Annotated in this window: 15 protein-coding genes; 8 read left to right on the top strand and 7 right to left on the bottom strand. The window is 65.4% G+C overall.

The window, feature by feature from the left end:
• The first annotated feature begins 122 nt into the window (after positions 1-122).
• From AB7G19_RS41000 to AB7G19_RS41020, 5 genes are all read left to right on the top strand, one after another.
• Positions 123-1,160 carry a ligase-associated DNA damage response exonuclease gene (locus AB7G19_RS41000; protein WP_085398189.1) on the top strand — a complete coding sequence of 346 codons (1,038 nt, stop codon included), beginning with the start codon at positions 123-125 and terminating at the stop codon, positions 1,158-1,160.
• On the top strand, positions 1,157-3,115 hold the full coding sequence (locus tag AB7G19_RS41005; protein ID WP_135215208.1) for an ATP-dependent DNA ligase: 1,959 nt from the start codon (positions 1,157-1,159) through the stop codon (positions 3,113-3,115). The genes AB7G19_RS41000 and AB7G19_RS41005 overlap by 4 nt, the downstream gene beginning before the upstream one ends.
• Positions 3,116-3,187: 72 nt before the next feature.
• Complete coding sequence (locus AB7G19_RS41010; RefSeq protein ID WP_063979849.1) at positions 3,188-3,493, top strand: DUF6460 domain-containing protein; 306 nt, start codon at positions 3,188-3,190, stop codon at positions 3,491-3,493.
• 21 nt (positions 3,494-3,514) lie between these two features.
• A complete protein-coding gene (locus AB7G19_RS41015; protein ID WP_085398357.1) occupies positions 3,515-4,249 on the top strand; it encodes an MBL fold metallo-hydrolase in 735 nt (244 codons plus the stop codon).
• A 1-nt stretch (position 4,250) separates the two neighbouring features.
• Positions 4,251-5,576: an MATE family efflux transporter gene (locus AB7G19_RS41020; protein ID WP_085398356.1), complete on the top strand. Its 1,326-nt coding sequence runs from the start codon at positions 4,251-4,253 to the stop codon at positions 5,574-5,576.
• Between the two features lie 99 nt (positions 5,577-5,675).
• Here AB7G19_RS41020 and AB7G19_RS41025 read toward each other — a convergent pair whose 3' ends face one another.
• Both AB7G19_RS41025 and AB7G19_RS41030 read right to left on the bottom strand, forming a co-directional pair.
• On the bottom strand, positions 5,676-6,773 hold the full coding sequence (locus AB7G19_RS41025) for a quinone-dependent dihydroorotate dehydrogenase (protein ID WP_063979852.1): 1,098 nt from the start codon (positions 6,771-6,773) through the stop codon (positions 5,676-5,678).
• Positions 6,770-7,114 carry a DUF952 domain-containing protein gene (locus tag AB7G19_RS41030; RefSeq protein ID WP_071909157.1) on the bottom strand — a complete coding sequence of 115 codons (345 nt, stop codon included), beginning with the start codon at positions 7,112-7,114 and terminating at the stop codon, positions 6,770-6,772. Before AB7G19_RS41030 ends, AB7G19_RS41025 begins: the two co-directional genes overlap by 4 nt.
• Before the next feature lie 293 nt (positions 7,115-7,407).
• On the opposite strand from AB7G19_RS41030, the gene AB7G19_RS41035 reads away from it, so the two are divergent.
• Together AB7G19_RS41035 and AB7G19_RS41040 are read left to right on the top strand one after the other, a co-directional pair.
• Positions 7,408-8,061 (top strand): S24 family peptidase, encoded by a 654-nt coding sequence (locus AB7G19_RS41035; protein WP_085398355.1) that lies wholly within the window; start codon positions 7,408-7,410, stop codon positions 8,059-8,061.
• 125 nt (positions 8,062-8,186) lie between these two features.
• Positions 8,187-8,939, top strand: coding sequence for a carbonic anhydrase (locus AB7G19_RS41040; RefSeq protein WP_085398359.1), 753 nt, complete (start codon positions 8,187-8,189; stop codon positions 8,937-8,939).
• A gap of 58 nt (positions 8,940-8,997) precedes the next feature.
• Here AB7G19_RS41040 and AB7G19_RS41045 read toward each other — a convergent pair whose 3' ends face one another.
• From AB7G19_RS41045 to AB7G19_RS41065, 5 genes are all read right to left on the bottom strand, one after another.
• Positions 8,998-10,641: a lysine--tRNA ligase gene (locus AB7G19_RS41045; protein ID WP_085398354.1), complete on the bottom strand. Its 1,644-nt coding sequence runs from the start codon at positions 10,639-10,641 to the stop codon at positions 8,998-9,000.
• A 159-nt stretch (positions 10,642-10,800) separates the two neighbouring features.
• Positions 10,801-11,742, bottom strand: a complete 942-nt coding sequence (locus AB7G19_RS41050; protein ID WP_085398353.1) for a transporter substrate-binding domain-containing protein — start codon at positions 11,740-11,742, stop codon at positions 10,801-10,803.
• A gap of 255 nt (positions 11,743-11,997) precedes the next feature.
• Positions 11,998-12,588: an SCO family protein gene (locus AB7G19_RS41055; protein WP_439037602.1), complete on the bottom strand. Its 591-nt coding sequence runs from the start codon at positions 12,586-12,588 to the stop codon at positions 11,998-12,000.
• Positions 12,589-12,612: 24 nt separating this feature from the next.
• Positions 12,613-12,807, bottom strand: a complete 195-nt coding sequence (locus AB7G19_RS41060) for a hypothetical protein (RefSeq protein WP_028160269.1) — start codon at positions 12,805-12,807, stop codon at positions 12,613-12,615.
• A 120-nt stretch (positions 12,808-12,927) separates the two neighbouring features.
• The gene (locus AB7G19_RS41065) at positions 12,928-13,449 is read right to left on the bottom strand and encodes a hypothetical protein (RefSeq protein WP_085399635.1); all 522 of its coding nucleotides are present in this window, start codon (positions 13,447-13,449) and stop codon (positions 12,928-12,930) included.
• 250 nt (positions 13,450-13,699) lie between these two features.
• On the opposite strand from AB7G19_RS41065, the gene AB7G19_RS41070 reads away from it, so the two are divergent.
• Positions 13,700-15,358, top strand: coding sequence for an FAD-binding dehydrogenase (locus AB7G19_RS41070; RefSeq protein WP_085399634.1), 1,659 nt, complete (start codon positions 13,700-13,702; stop codon positions 15,356-15,358).

The raw sequence follows: 15,358 nt of genomic DNA on the forward strand, positions 1-15,358 counted from the left end.
GGTCCCGCCTCCGCCAATTGGCTTCGGCGGGCTTTTACACCGCCGGGCCGGCGAAGCCTAGCGGAGACGGCAAGCCCGCGAAGACGGGTTCATTTGGGGTGGCCGCTCCCTATATGACGCACATGCGTCCGCAAGACATCCTGCTGCCAACTGCTGACGGCCTGTGCTGCAAGCCCGGCACCTTCCACATCGACCCTGTCCGCCCGGTCGAGCGGGCCGTGATCACCCACGGCCATTCCGACCACGCCCGCGCCGGCCATGGCGCGGTGCTGGCAACGCAGGAAACGCTGGACATGATGCGGCTGCGCTATGGCGAGAACTTTGCCGGCTCGACGCAAGCGATCCGCTATGGCGAGGAGATCGGGCTCGGCGACGTCCGTGTGACGTTTCACCCGGCCGGTCATGTGCTGGGCTCGGCGCAGATCGCTGTGACCTGCAAGGACACCTGCATCGTCGCCTCCGGCGACTACAAGGATGCGCCCGACCCGACCTGCACGCCGTTCGAACTCGTGCCCTGCGACGTCTTCATCACTGAAGCCACCTTCGGCCTGCCGGTGTTTCGCCATGGCGACGCCGCCGACGAGGTGAGGAAGCTGCTGGCCTCCGTTGCATTGTTTCCCGAGCGCGCGCATCTGGTCGGAGCCTATTCGCTCGGCAAGGCGCAGCGCGTGATCGCGCTGTTGCGACAGGCCGGCTATGACGCACCGATCTACCTGCATGGCGCGATGGAGAAGATCACCGAGTACTATCAGAGCCGAGGGGTCAATCTCGGCGAGCTCAAGCCGGTGATGGGCGTCAAGAAGGCGGCGCTCGCCGGCACCATCACGCTGGCGCCGCCGTCGGCCACCTCGGACCTCTGGACGCGGCGCTTTCCCGACCCCGTCACCGCCTTTGCCTCGGGGTGGATGCGGGTGCGTGCCCGCGCACGGCAGCGCGGCATCGAGCTGCCGCTGGTGATCTCCGACCACGCCGATTGGGACGGCCTCACCGCGACCATCGCCGCGACCGGCGCCGGCGAGATCTGGGTGACGCACGGCCAGGAAGATGCGCTGGTGCATTGGTGCAAGTCGCAAGGTCTTCGCGCGCAGCCGCTCGATCTCGTCGGCTATGGCGAGGAGGAGGAGAGCGAGACACCGCTTCAAGATGAGGCCGAAGCATGAACCGCTTCGCCGAACTGCTGGATCGCCTCGCCTACGAGCCCGGCCGCAACAACAAGCTGCGGCTGATCACCGGCTATTTCCGCGAGGTCGGTGATCCCGACCGCGGCTACGCCCTGGCCGCGCTGACCGGCGCGCTGAGCTTCAAGCATGCCAAGCCCGCGCTGATCCGCGATTTGATCGCGGCGCGCACGGATGAGGTGCTGTTCGGGTTGTCCTACGACTACGTCGGCGATCTCTCGGAGACCGTGGCGCTGATGTGGCCGCGGCGGGTGCCCGGCAACGGAAAGTCTTTTCCGGGCCACCCCTCTCCCCCGCCCTCCCCCGCATCCGCCTTCGCTAAAGCTTCGGCGGACAAGAGGGGGGAGGGACAGAGCGCGGAGCAATCGACAAGCAAGACGCCGATAAACGCGGGCGAGTCAATTTCGCATCAGGAACATACTTCCTCCCCCCTCTTGTCCGCCGTAGCTCGAAGAGCGAAGGCGGATGCGGGGGAGGGGCAGGGAGAGGGGTACCGCGGGCGGGATGCTCATGAGTCCACACATCCAAGCAACCACAACAACCCACCGCCCCCCACCCTCACCGAAGTCGTCACCACGCTGCGCACGCTCGGCAAGACCGAGCTGCCAAAGCAGCTCGAACGCTGGCTCGACGAGCTTGACGAGACCGGCCGTTGGGCGCTGCTGAAGCTCGTCACCGGCGCGCTGCGCATCGGCATCTCCGCGCGGCTGGCGAAGACCGCGGCCGCGGCGCTCGGCGACAAGGACCCGCATGAGGTCGAGCTGATCTGGCCGGGGCTCAGCCCTCCCTATCTCGACCTGTTCGCCTGGCTGGAAGGCCGCGGCGAAAAGCCGGTCAATCGCGATCCCGCGCCGTTCCGCCCGGTGATGCTCGCGCACGCGATCGAGGACACGGATTTCGCCGCGCTCGATCCCGCCGACTACATCGCCGAATGGAAATGGGACGGCATCCGCGTGCAGGCGGTGGCGGGCCGCGATGAGCACGGGCAGATCACGGCGCGGCTCTATTCGCGCACCGGCGAGGACATCACGGGGAGCTTTCCGGACCTCGTGCCGTCGCTGCGGCTCGCAGGCGCAATCGACGGCGAGCTTCTGATTCTGCGCGAAGGCCGCGTGCAGAGTTTCAATGTTCTGCAACAGCGCCTCAACCGCAAGGTCGTTTCGCCGAAGCTGATCAAGGAGTTTCCGATCCATTTGCGCGCCTATGATCTGCTCGGCGACGACGAGAACGATCTGCGCGAGCTGCCCTTCGCGGAGCGGCGCGAACGGCTGGAGACGTTCATCGGCAAGCTCGACGATCCCCGCATCGACCTGTCGCCCACCGTGCCGTTCGCAAGCTGGCAGGCGCTGACCGCGGCGCGCGCCGATCCCGCGAGTGCCGGCGCGGGCGAAGATGCCGATGCCGTCGAAGGCGTCATGCTGAAGCGGCGCGATGCGCCTTACCTGCCGGGGCGGCCAAAAGGCCAGTGGTGGAAGTGGAAGCGCGATCCGCACATCATCGACGCCGTGCTGATGTATGCGCAGCGCGGCCACGGCAAGCGCTCGTCCTATTACTCCGATTACACCTTCGGCGTCTGGACCGAGGGCGAAGCCGGCGACGAGCTGGTGCCGGTCGGAAAAGCCTATTTCGGCTTCACCGACGAGGAGCTCTTGCAGATCGACCGTTTCGTCCGCCGCAACACCACCGAGAAATTCGGCCCCGTGCGCCACGTCGTGCACGAGCGCGACAAGGGGCTGGTGCTGGAGGTGGCGTTCGAGGGGCTGCAGCGTTCCCCGCGGCACAAATCCGGCGTCGCCATGCGCTTTCCCCGAATCAGCCGGCTGCGCTGGGACAAGCCGCCGCGCGAGGCTGACCGGCTGGAAACGCTGGAAAAGATGCTGAAGGCTGACGAATCCCTACCAACAATTAAGGTTGCGGCTTCCGCCGACAGCCATTGACGAGGGAATGCGGGTTCCCCATGTGCCCCGCCGTGACCTATAATGGGGTCGAATCCCCGCGAGGAGTTTGAGATGGTCCAAGACGTCAGAGATTTGCCGGCCGGCCGCAGCGATGGGCTGAACCGCTTTCTCGGCGGCTCGCCGCTGGCGGTCGCGTTTCGCCTGGTCCTGCTCTCGATCCTGGTCGGCGTCGTGCTCGCCGCGATCGGCTTCGATCCCTGGAATATCATCTACAGCATCCGCTTGCTGTTCCAGCGTCTGTGGGATCTCGGCTTCGACGCGGTGAACTGGCTGTGGCGCTACTTCCTGCTCGGCGCCGTCATCGTGGTTCCGATCTGGCTGCTCTCGCGCGTCTTCGGCGCGCCGCGCAACAGGTAAGGATTTGGGAGCCCGCAGCCGATGCAATTGCGCTTTGTCGGCTGCGGCGACGCCTTCGGCTCGGGCGGCAGGCTCAACACCTGCTTCCACATCTCAGGGCGCGCGGCCAACTTCCTGATCGATTGCGGCGCGTCGGCTCTGCCGTCGTTGAAGCGACTCGAGATCGACCGCAACGAGATCGACCTCATTCTCATCACGCATTTCCACGGCGACCATTTTGCCGGGCTGCCGTTTGTCCTGCTCGATGCGCAATTCTCGCGGCGGACCCGGCCGCTGACGATCGCGGGCCCGCAAGGCCTCGAGACGCGGCTCGGCCAAGTGATGGAGGCGCTGTTCGAGCACTCCTCGAAGACCAAGCAGCGCTTCGAGCTGAACCTCATCGAACTCGCGCCCGGGCGAAGCCAAACCTTTGGCGGGGTGAATGTGACGCCCTACCCGGTCGTGCACGGCGAATCCGGCGGGCCGTTCTTGGCCTACCGCGTCGAGGTTGAAGATCGCACGCTCGCCTACAGCGCCGATACCGAATGGACGGAGGCGCTCATTCCGCTGGCGCATGGCGCGGACCTTTTCATTGCGGAAGCCTATATGTACGAGAAGGTGGTCAAGAACCATCTCAGCCTGAAGACCTTGGAACAGCACCTCCCCGCCATCGGCGCCAAGCGGCTTGTCCTCACCCATATGAGCGACGACGTGCTGTCGCGCCTGGACGACGTACCGCATCTCGCCGCCGAAGACGGCATGGTGGTCGTGTTCTGACATGCACGCGCCCGTTCATCCCAGGATCGGTTCCCGCCAGGTCTTCACCATCGCCGGTCCCGCGATGGTCGCGAACCTCACCACGCCGCTGATCGGCGTAGTCTCGACCACCGCGATCGGGCGGCTCGACGATGCCGCGCTGCTTGGCGGCGTCGCGATGGCCTCCGTCATCTTCGACTGCCTGTTCTGGCTGTTCGGCTTCCTGCGCATGAGCACGCTCGCCTTCACGGCGCAGGCGCTCGGCGCGGGCGAGACACGCGAGCAGACCGTGATCCTGGTGCGCGGCTTCATTGTCGCGGGCCTGATCGGCGCCGCGCTGATCGTGCTGCAACTGCCGCTGGCCGCCGGGCTGTTCGACCTGATGGGCGGCAGCGAAGGCGTCACGCGCGCGGCAAAGACCTATTTCATGATCCGGATCTGGTCGTCGCCGTTCGCCTTCGCCAACTACGTCGTTCTCGGCTGGCTGGTGGGGCAGGCGCGCGCCAATCCGGCGCTGCTGCTGCAGGTCGTCATCAACCTCATCAACATGGCGGCGACGATCTTGCTGGTGCTGGTCTACGACACCGGCATCGCGGGCGCGGCGATCGCCGCACTGCTCTCGGAGACGATTGGCTTCGTGCTCGGCGTGATCGTCTGCCGGCGCTATGCGGATGGCGGCTTTGCGGTGCCCCTTGCCACGCTGCTCGACCGGGCAAAACTGATGCGGCTGCTGGCGGTGAACTCCGACATCATGATCCGTACCGCGGCGCTGATCGCCGTGTTCCTGTTCTTCACCGCCAAGGGCGCACGCGCCGGCGACGTCACGCTGGCGGCGAATTCCGTGCTGAACAATTTCCTGCTGGTCAGCGCCTTCTTCCTCGACGGTCTTGCGAACGCAGCCCAGCAGCTCTGCGGGCGCACGTTTGGCGCGCGTGATTCCAGGGGCTTTGCGGACTCGACCCGGCTGGTGCTGCTGTGGGGCCTCGGCTTCGCGCTGGTCGTCGCGGTGCTGTTCGCGCTGTTCGGGCCGAACCTGATCAATGTCATGACAGCGAGCGAGGACGTCCGCCGCGCCGCGCGCGAATTCCTGCCGTTCATCGTGCTCGCGCCGATCCCCGGCGTGTTCGCCTTCGGCTTCGACGGCATCTATGTCGGCGCGACCTGGGCGCGCGAGATGCGCAATCTAATGCTGTTATCGTTCACGATCTTTATCGGCGCCTGGTGGGCGCTGCAATCGTTCGGCAATGCCGGGCTGTGGAGCGCGCTGATCGCGTTCTACGTCGCGCGCGGCGGCTTGCAGGGCGCAAGGTATCCTGCGTTGTATCGGGTGACGTTTCCGAAATCGTAGATTCGTAGCCCGGATGGAGCGCAGCGAAATCCGGGGTCTTCGTGCTCGCGGAAAGATTCCCGGATTGCGCTGCGCTCCATCCGGGCTACTGGACGGTGGCTACATCCCCGGCCAGTCTTCCGCCGTGAGTGTCGCCGCGTCGGCGCCGACGATTTCGGACAGCGAATCCCGCCCTGTCCGCAGCAGCGTCGAGGTGAGATCGCGTTTGATCTCGTCGACGAGGCCGAGGCCCTTGTAGACCAGCGACGAATAGAGCTGGATCAGGCTCGCGCCGGCGCGGATCTTCGTCAGCGCGGCGCCGCCGGAATCCACGCCGCCGACGCCGATCAAGGGGAAGGCGCCCTCGACGCGCACATAGGTCTCCGCGACCATGCGCGTCGACAGGCGGAACAGCGGCCGGCCGGACAGACCACCCTGCTCCTTGGCGCGCATTTCCTCGCGCAGCGTGCTCGGCCGCGCGATCGTCGTGTTCGCCACGATCATGCCGTCGACCCGGCGCGAGCGCGCCACCTGCACGACGTCGTCGAGCTGGGCGAGGCTCAAATCAGGCGCGATCTTGAGCAGCACCGGCGTGTCGCCGGCCTTCTGGCGCACCCGCTCGCGCGCGTCGATCACCCTGGCGAGGAGATCGTCCAGCAGCGCGCCTTCCTGCAAATTGCGCAGGCCCGGCGTGTTCGGCGAGGAGACGTTGACGGTGAAATAGCTCGCGACCGGCGCAAAAGTCTCGATCAGCTTGACGTAATCGCCGACGCGATCCGGCGAATCCTTGTTGGCGCCGACATTGACCCCGACGATGCCGCCGTGCTGCGCACGCGCCGCGAGCCTACGCAGCGCGACTTCAGCGCCGTCATTGTTGAAGCCCATGCGGTTGATCACGGCCTCGTCGCGCTCCAGGCGAAACAGCCGCGGCCGCGGATTGCCGCTTTGCGGCTTCGGCGTCACCGAACCGATCTCGACGAAGCCGAAGCCGAGCCGCAGCAGCGCATCCGGCACCTCGGCGCTCTTGTCGAAGCCCGCGGCCATGCCGATCGGATTGGGGAAGTTGAGCCCGAAGGCGCGCACGGCGAGCTTGGGATCGTCAGGCCGCGGCTTGACCGGCGGCAGGAAGCGCAGGCCCTGGATCGCGAGGCGATGCGCATCCTCCGGATCGAGCCAGCGCAGCACCGGCAGCGAAAAGGCGTCGAAAGCGCGGATCACGGGATAAGCTCCGGAACGTCGTGGCCGCCATCGGAGCGCATGTTGAGGTTCATCACCGACAGCACCGCGCCGAGATCGAGCTCGCCATAGAGGTGCGGAAACAGCTCCTCATTGCGCGAGCGCTCCCAGCGCAATGCGCTGCCGAGCGCGTCGCCGTCGACCTCGACCAGGAACAGCGCGCGCTGCCCGAAATAGTGCTTGCGCAAGGTCTCGGGAACCTGGGGCGCGGTCGAAAAATGGATGAAACCGTCGCGCGAATCGTCCGCGCTGCCCCGGTAGACGCCCTGCCGTTCCGCCTCGCGCCAGGCCGAGGCCGGACAGATTTTGTAGATCTTGACCACCGCTCACGCAGCCCTGTTTGCTCTTTGAGTCTTTTGGGTTTTTTCGTCTCGTGCGGGTCCTCAAAACCCGGGCGCGACCGTAATGGCCGCCCCCTCCGAACTCAAGGCTTAGAGCCATTTCCGTTCCGATGAAATCGGAACGGGGCTTTAAATTCTTGTTTTGACGCGTTTTCTTGACGCGAACCGGTATCCGCTTCGCTTGAAAATGCTTCTCCCGCCACCCCTTGCGCGAAAAACGGAAAACCGGTTGATTTGAGGACAGTTTTCCTGAGTTGCGACGGGCTGGACCTTCCATGGTCAGACAGGCCAAAGCGCAGAGGATACTGACTCACGACCAGATCTGGGGAGCGCTGGATCGGCTGGCGGAGCGTGCCGGCCTGTCGCCGTCCGGCCTCGCCAAGCGGGCCGGGCTCGATCCCACCACCTTCAACAAGTCCAAGCGTGTCACCCCCGACGGGCGCGAGCGCTGGCCATCCACCGAATCGATCGCGAAAGCGCTGGCGGCGGCCGGCTCCTCGATGGACACCTTTGCCGGGTTGACCGGTGACGACGCCAGCGACGGCCGATCGGTGCCGCTGCTCGGCCTCGCGCTAGCCGGCGCGAGCGGAGCTTTCGACGAGTCCGGCTTTCCATCCGGCAAGGGCTGGACCGAACTTGCGCTTCCCACCGCCGAGGACAGTCGCGCCTTTGCGCTGGAGATTTCCGGCGATGCGCTTGCCCCGGCCTATCGCGACGGCGACGTCATCCTGATCTCGCCCCGCGCGCCGATCCGCAGAGGCGATCGAGTGGTGGTGAAGACCAAGGCGGGCGACGTGACGGTCGCGACGCTGAAGCGCCGCACGGCAAAGGCACTGGAATTGCAGCCGCTCGATGCATCGCAGGCCGAGCATACGATGGCGCCGAGCGACGTCGGCTGGATCGCGCGAATCGTGTGGGCGAGCCAGTGATTGCGTCGTGACCGCACCATGACGCCGGCCGCGCCGCTTCTCGCCCCGGCGACCTTGCGACTCACCATCCCTCTCGCATAGGTTGCGGCCGATTTTGCCGATCAAATTCATCGCAGGGGGATATGATGAATCGCCGTCACGCATTGAAGGCCCTGGCGGGTCTCGCACTCTGTCCGCTGTGCAAGCCGGCCTTTGCCGCCGAAGGCACGCATTGGAGCTACGAGGGCGCCGGCGGCCCGGCCAAATGGGGCGATATCGACGCGGCGAACAAGGCCTGCGCGGTCGGCTTGCAGCAATCGCCGATCGACATCGAGGGGACGATCAAGTCGCAATTGCCTGTTCTGAAGCTGAACTGGGGCAAGAGCGCCGACACCATCGTCAACAACGGGCACACGATCCAGCTCAACTTCGCCGAAGGCAGCACGCTCACGCTCGGCGATATCAAATACAAGCTGCTCCAGGTGCACTTCCACCGGCCGAGCGAGCACATGATCGGCGGCAAGAACTTTCCGATGGAAGCGCACTTCGTGCATCGCAACGATGCCGGCGGGCTCGCCGTGGTCGGCGTGCTGATGGCGGAAGGCAAGCCGAACACGGCCTTCGGCAAGATCGTCAAGACCATGCCGGCGGCGGAAGGCCCCGCGGTGAAGGCCGATGCAGCGATCGATCCCCACGCCATGCTGCCGCACAGGCTGAGCTATTTCCGCTACTCCGGCTCGCTGACGACCCCGCCCTGTTCGGAGGTCGTCGAATGGCTGCTGCTGACCGACCCGATCCAGGTGTCAGCCCCCGACGTCGCTGCGTTCGCAAAGCTCTATCCGATGAACGCGCGCCCGGTGCAGAAGGACAACCGGCGCTTCGTGCTGCGCTCGATCTGAGGCGCGCTTCAAATCTGTAGCCCGGATGAGCGTAGCGACATCCGGGCTACGGCATCTATTACGCACTTCGCGCCAGCGCGCCGTCGATCATGTTCACCGCGTTCTGCACGCCGTAGACCGCAACGAAGGAGCCGAAGCGCGGGCCCTTCTCCTGGCCGAGCAGCACCTGGTAGAGCATGTTGAACCAGTCGAGCGTCACGCCCGGACGGCCGTCCTTGCCCTTCTTGACCTGGTCGAGGAACGGCTCGCGGCGGCCGATCTCGTAGACGACGTTCTGGATGTCCTCGGCCGAGGATTCCTGCGGAAGCTGCGACAGCGCATCGCGCAGATCCTGCAACGCGGCGCGCTCAACCTCGGTCGGCTCGCGGAACTGCTTCGTCGGCGCCACGAAGTCACGATAATAGTTGATGGCATAGCCGACCATCGCATCGAGCTTCGGATGCGTTTGCGGGCTCACGCCGGGACGATAGCGACCGATGAAGCCCCACAGCGTCTCGGCATTCTCCGCATTCGACGACGACACCAGCGTCAAGAGGAGCTGGAACGTGACGGGCATGTCGCCCTTCGGCGGATGGCCGTTGTGGACGTGCCAGACCGGATTGCCGAGCTGCTGCTTGCCATCCTGCTTCGCAAAGCCGTCGATGAACTGCTGGTAGTCGTCGACGTTGCGCGGGATGACATCGAAATACAGCCGCTTGGCCGCCTTCGGCTCGCGATACATGAACAGCGACAGCGATTCCGGCGACGCATAGCGCAGCCATTCGTCGATGGTCAGGCCGTTGCCCTTCGACTTCGAGATCTTCTGGCCCTTCTCGTCGAGGAAGAGCTCGTAGTTGAAACCTTCGGGCGGCGTGGCGCCGAGCGCCTTGGCGATCGCACCGGACAACTTCACGGAGTCGATCAGGTCCTTGCCGGCCATCTCGTAGTCGACGCCGAGCGCGACCCAGCGCATCGCCCAGTCGGCCTTCCACTGGCACTTGACGTTGCCGCCCGTCACCGGCGTCTCGACTTCCTGGTTCGTGTCCGGATCGACATAGGTCACGGTACCGGCCGCGACGTCGCGCCGGATCATCGGCACCTGGAGCACGACACCGGTGGTCTTACTGATCGGCAGGAACGGCGAATAGGTGGCGCGGCGATCGGGGCCGAGCGTCGGCAGGATGATCGCCATCACCTTGTCGTAGGCAGCTAACATCTTCAGCAACGTCGCGTCGAAGCGGCCGGACGTATAATAGTCGGTCGAGCTCGCGAACTCGTAGTCGAAGCCGAAATGATCGAGGAAGGCGCGCAGGCGCGCGTTGTTGTGGTGCCCGAACGACGGGTACTCGTTGGAGAACGGATCCGGCACCCGCGTCAGCGGCTTGCCGAGATGCGCGGCCAGCATCTCCTTGTTGGGGACGTTGTCGGGCACTTTCCGAAACCCGTCCATGTCGTCGGAGAACGCCAGCAGGCGCGTCTTGATCTTGTCCTCGGTGAGCACGCGAAAGGCATGGCGCACCATCGAGGTGCGCGCGACCTCACCGAACGTGCCGATATGCGGCAGGCCGGACGGGCCGTAACCGGTCTCGAACAGCACCTCGTCCTTCGGGCTTTTCTTCAGCCGCGCGACAATGGCCTTCGCCTGCTCGAACGGCCAGGCGTTGGATTGTTCGGCGAGCGCACGCAGATCGCTCGGGTTCGCGGCAAGATCGATGACAGACATTCAGGGGCCTCCGGGCCGCGGAAAATAGCGATTTCCGGGCAGAATGCAAAAGTAGCAGCGCCTTTATCGTGGAATCGTAGGGTGGGCAAAGCGAAGCGTGCCCACCACTGCCAAAGACGGTGGGCACGGCGCTAGCGCGCCTTTGCCCACCCTACGGCACTAAAACGGGCTCACCGAAAAATACCGCAGCCACAGATCGGTGTAGCGGCCTTTCTCCCAGACGCGGAACAGGGCCCAGTTCAGGGCCTGGCGCAGCACGTCGTTGCCCTTGCGGACGGCGATGCCGATGCCCTCGCCGAAGAAACGGCTCTCGACAAAGGGGCCGCCGGAGAAGGCGCAGCAATCGCCGGAATCCGTGCCGTTGATCCAGAACGCCAGCGAGATCGCGTCGCCGAAGATGAAATCGACCTCGCCCTTGCGCAACGCCGCGCGCATCGCATCGTCGTTGGGATAGGGGTGCAGCTCGGCGTCGGTGAACATCGCCTTGAGGTACGCTTCGTGCGCGGAGCCGGCGATGACGCCGACTTTCTTGCCTTCGAGATATTCGGGCCGGATCTCCGGCATCACTGCGTCCTTGCGCGAGGCGAAGCGCGCCGGCACGCGGTAATAGGGATCGGTGAAATCAACGCGGACGCGGAGCTGCGGACTCACCGCCATCGAGGCGATGATGGCATCGCCCCGGTTGGAGGAGAGCGCGTCGACCAGGGTCTCGAAGCGGCGCATCTGCACCGTGCAGGTGACCTTGATCTCCTCGCACAGCGCGCGGGCGAGATCGACGTTGAAGCCGGCCGGATTGCCGTCGGCGCCGGTGTAGTTGAACGGCGGATAGTCGGTCTCGGTCAGGAAGCGGATCACGGTCAGGCGCGACAGGTCGGGCCGCTCCGGCCGCCGCCGCGGGTCCCAGAAGCCGGGCACAGCCTGCGGGGCCGCCTGAGGCGCGACCTGCGGCGTGGCCTGGGGCGCTGCCGGAGGCTGCTTGGCCGGGGCCGGGGCCTGCGCCTTTGCGGCGGGCAGGCCTACGAGCAGACATGCGCAGGCGACCAGCCCGGTCAGGACGCGGCGCACGGTTTTGGACGATTTTGCCTGTCGCGACGGGGCCATCGGCGGGAAATGAACGAATTTCGTTGGGATCGGAAGGCGTTATAGACCATCCCGCCGGGAACGCGAGCGCCGATTGCGGGATGGGTAAAGGTCTCTCAGCCGTCATGCCCGGGCTTGTCCCGCCTGCGGGGCCGAAGCCCATCCGGCGAGGCGAAGGCCCGGGCATCCACGAACATTAGCACCCCCCGAAGAACGTGGATGGCCGGGACAAGCCCGGCCATGACGATGTGGAGAGGACTGCGCCCGAAAGGGCCCTCAGAGATACCGCTTCAAATCGGCCGCGGCCTCTTCCGGCGTCCGCTTCATGTTGAACGGCGATACGAACCGCCCGTCGCGGTCCATCAGGTAGATCAGCGCGGTGTGGTCCATGGTGTAGTCACCGTCCTTGGTCGGGACCTTCTTGGCATAGACCCGGTAGGAGGTGATCACCTTGGCGGTCTCGGCGGGGTCGCCGCTGAGCCCTTCGAGGTGCGGGTCGAAGCTCGACAGATAGTCCTTCATCGTCGCCGGCGTATCGCGCTCGGGATCGACCGAGATGAAGACGGCATTGACCTTGTCGGCATCCTTGCCCATCGCGCGCAGCACCTCCGAGATCTCGAACAACGAGGTCGGGCAGACGTCGGGGCAATGAGTATAGCCGAAGAAGATCAGGGTCGGCTTGCCCTTCAGGTTCTTGTCGGTGACGGCCTTGCCGTGCTGGTCGGTGAGCTGGAACGGGCCGCCGATCGCGGCGGGCTGCGCCACCTTGCTGACCCCGCCCATCGCCCAGAACACGATCAGCAGTCCGACGACGAGGCTTGCAGCGAAGGCGGTCGCGATCACCAGCGGACGGACAGTGGAGCTCATGAGCGGAAAACTTCCTGTCGCAGGTCAGAAGCAGGCGGCAAAGCCGGTCCTGATCATTTCGAAGAATACCTGGCTGCCGTAGTGGAACCAGAGCGCCAGCGCGCCGAGCACGACCAGACCGCCGATCCCCGCGCCAGCCAACAGCAGCACGAACGGCAGCCGGCCGGCAGTGGGCGAATTGTCCTGTAGCGGTTGGGCCGGGTGCAGTGGTTGAGCCATGACAACGATCGGGGCGAAGGCCCCGGTTCCCTGCCATTCAAATAGGTGTTGGCCCGGGCCCGGGCAAGCGCCGCGGGTGTTCCAAGGAATACTTCCCGGAGTCAGATCGCGCCGATGACGTCAGCGAAGCAGCTGGCCCCGAGCGGACTCCAGCTCTTCCGCTTGCGGGAGAGCCCGGCGCAGGGGTCGGTTGGTCGAGGCCTGCGCGTCGAGGTAGCAGGGCTTGTACATGGCCTGGAGCTGCTTGCCCCTCAGGAAGAGCATGTGCGGGGTGAGGCCGCCGCGCTGGTTGATCCAGCGCTTCACCTGCGAGGGATACATCGCATAGAGCATCTGGGTCGCTTCGGAGTTGGTCACCGCACGGCCGTTGGCGCCAAAATCCCAGGCGGCGTGGAAGCCGAGGGTCGCGTGCGAGGTCACACAGATGCGGTCGCGCGGAATGGCGCCGAGGACGATGGTGCAGGCCGAGGCACAGAGGCCGTCGATGATGACGGTGTCGCCTGACTGGCGCAGATCCTGGTACCTGTCGACGTAGGTTCCGATCCGGCCACCGCGGTCATCCGCAATCCGAACCACTGCGTGAGAAGCCCCCATGCCCGCGATCAGGAGAACCGCCGCGAGCAACCCCGTCAGAAACTTCATTGTCCCCCGCCCCAGTCGAATTCGAATCTGCGTGTCAGGTGGTGATGCGTTGCTAGCGTCCGTCCTAACCGTGGTTTTGTCTAGGCACGCCGGCTGGCTCAAAACAAATTCAAATCCAGTGTTGCGCCCGCGCTGCAGTCGGACGGCCCTAATCCCAAAGCGGAACAAGTTAACGATGCCTTATGCGCCACACCCTTGATCTCAGCTGCAACCGCTGGCTTCAATCCCGGGTAACTACAGGGGGGAACCTATGGCTGAAGAGACAGACGTCATCGTCGTCGGTGCGGGACTATCGGGACTGGTGGCCGCAACCGAGATTGCCGACGCGGGCAAGCGCGTGATCGTGGTCGACCAGGAGGGCGAGCAGTCGATCGGCGGCCAGGCATTCTGGTCGTTCGGCGGCTTGTTCCTGGTCAATTCGCCGGAGCAGCGCCGGCTCGGCATCAAGGACTCCTTCGACCTTGCCATGCAGGACTGGATCGGCACCGCCGGCTTCGACCGCGACGAGGATTTCTGGCCGCGCCAGTGGGCCGAGGCCTATGTGGCGTTTGCGGCGGGCGAGAAACGCGATTGGCTGCGCGCGATGGGGCATCGCATCTTCCCGGTGGTCGGCTGGGCCGAGCGCGGCGGCTATGACGCGATGGGCCACGGCAATTCGGTGCCGCGCTTCCACGTCACCTGGGGAACCGGCCCCGGCATCGTCGAGCCGTTCGAGCGCCGCGCGCGCGAGGCCATGAAGAGCGGCCGGCTGACTTTCAGGTTCCGCCATCGCGTCGATGCGCTCTCCATCACCAATGGCACGGTGGACGGCATCAGCGGCGCCGTGCTCGCCCCTGACAATGTCGAGCGTGGCAGGAGCTCGTCGCGCAACGTGGTCGGCGAGTTCGCGCTGAAGGCGCAGGCCGTGATCGTGGCGTCCGGCGGCATCGGCGGCAATCATGAGCTGGTGCGGCAGAACTGGCCGAAGCGGCTTGGCGAGCCGCCGAAGTTCATGATCTCCGGCGTGCCGGAGCATGTCGACGGCCGCATGATCGGCATCACCGAGAAATCGGGCGCGCGGCTGATCAACCGCGACCGCATGTGGCATTATGTCGAAGGCATCCAGAACTGGAATCCAATCTGGCCGCGCCACGGCATCCGCATCCTGCCCGGCCCGTCCTCGATGTGGTTCGACGCAACAGGCACGCGGCTGCCGGCGCCGTTGTTTCCCGGCTCCGACACGCTCGGCCAGCTCCAGTACATCATGTCCACCGGCTATGATTATTCCTGGTTCATCCTGACCCAGAGCATCATCAAGAAGGAATTTGCGCTGTCGGGCTCAGAGCAGAATCCCGATCTGACAGCCAAGAGCTGGCGGATGACCCTGCGCCGCGCCACCAACAAGGGCGCGCCGGCGCCGGTGGAGGCATTCAAAAGCCATGGTGTCGACTTCATCGTACGCGACAAGATCGAGGATCTCGTCGCGGCCATGAACAAGCTCGCCGACAGCGACCTCCTCAAGCTCGAGCACGTCAGGATGCAAATCGAGGCGCGCGACCGCGAGATCGCCAATCCCTACGTCAAGGATGCGCAGGTGATGAACATCCACAATGCGCGGCGCTATATCGGCGACAAGCTGATCCGCACCGCCTCTCCGCACCGCATCCTCGATCCCGCGCAGGGGCCGCTGATCGCGGTCAAGCTCAACATCCTCACCCGCAAGACGTTGGGCGGTTTCGAGACCGATCTCGACTCGCGCGTGTTCGGCAGCGAGGGTAGCGTCATTCCCGGCCTCTATGCGGTCGGCGAAGCCGCAGGCTTCGGCGGCGGCGGCGTGCACGGCTATCGCTCGCTGGAAGGCACCTTCCTCGGCGGCTGCCTGTTCTCGGGCCGCAATGCCGGCCGCGCCGCGGCGAAGGCCGTGGGCTAG

Origin of the sequence: Bradyrhizobium sp. 215_C5_N1_1 (genome assembly GCF_052075935.1) — a bacterium.
GTDB classification, from domain to species: Bacteria; Pseudomonadota; Alphaproteobacteria; order Rhizobiales; family Xanthobacteraceae; genus Bradyrhizobium; species Bradyrhizobium barranii.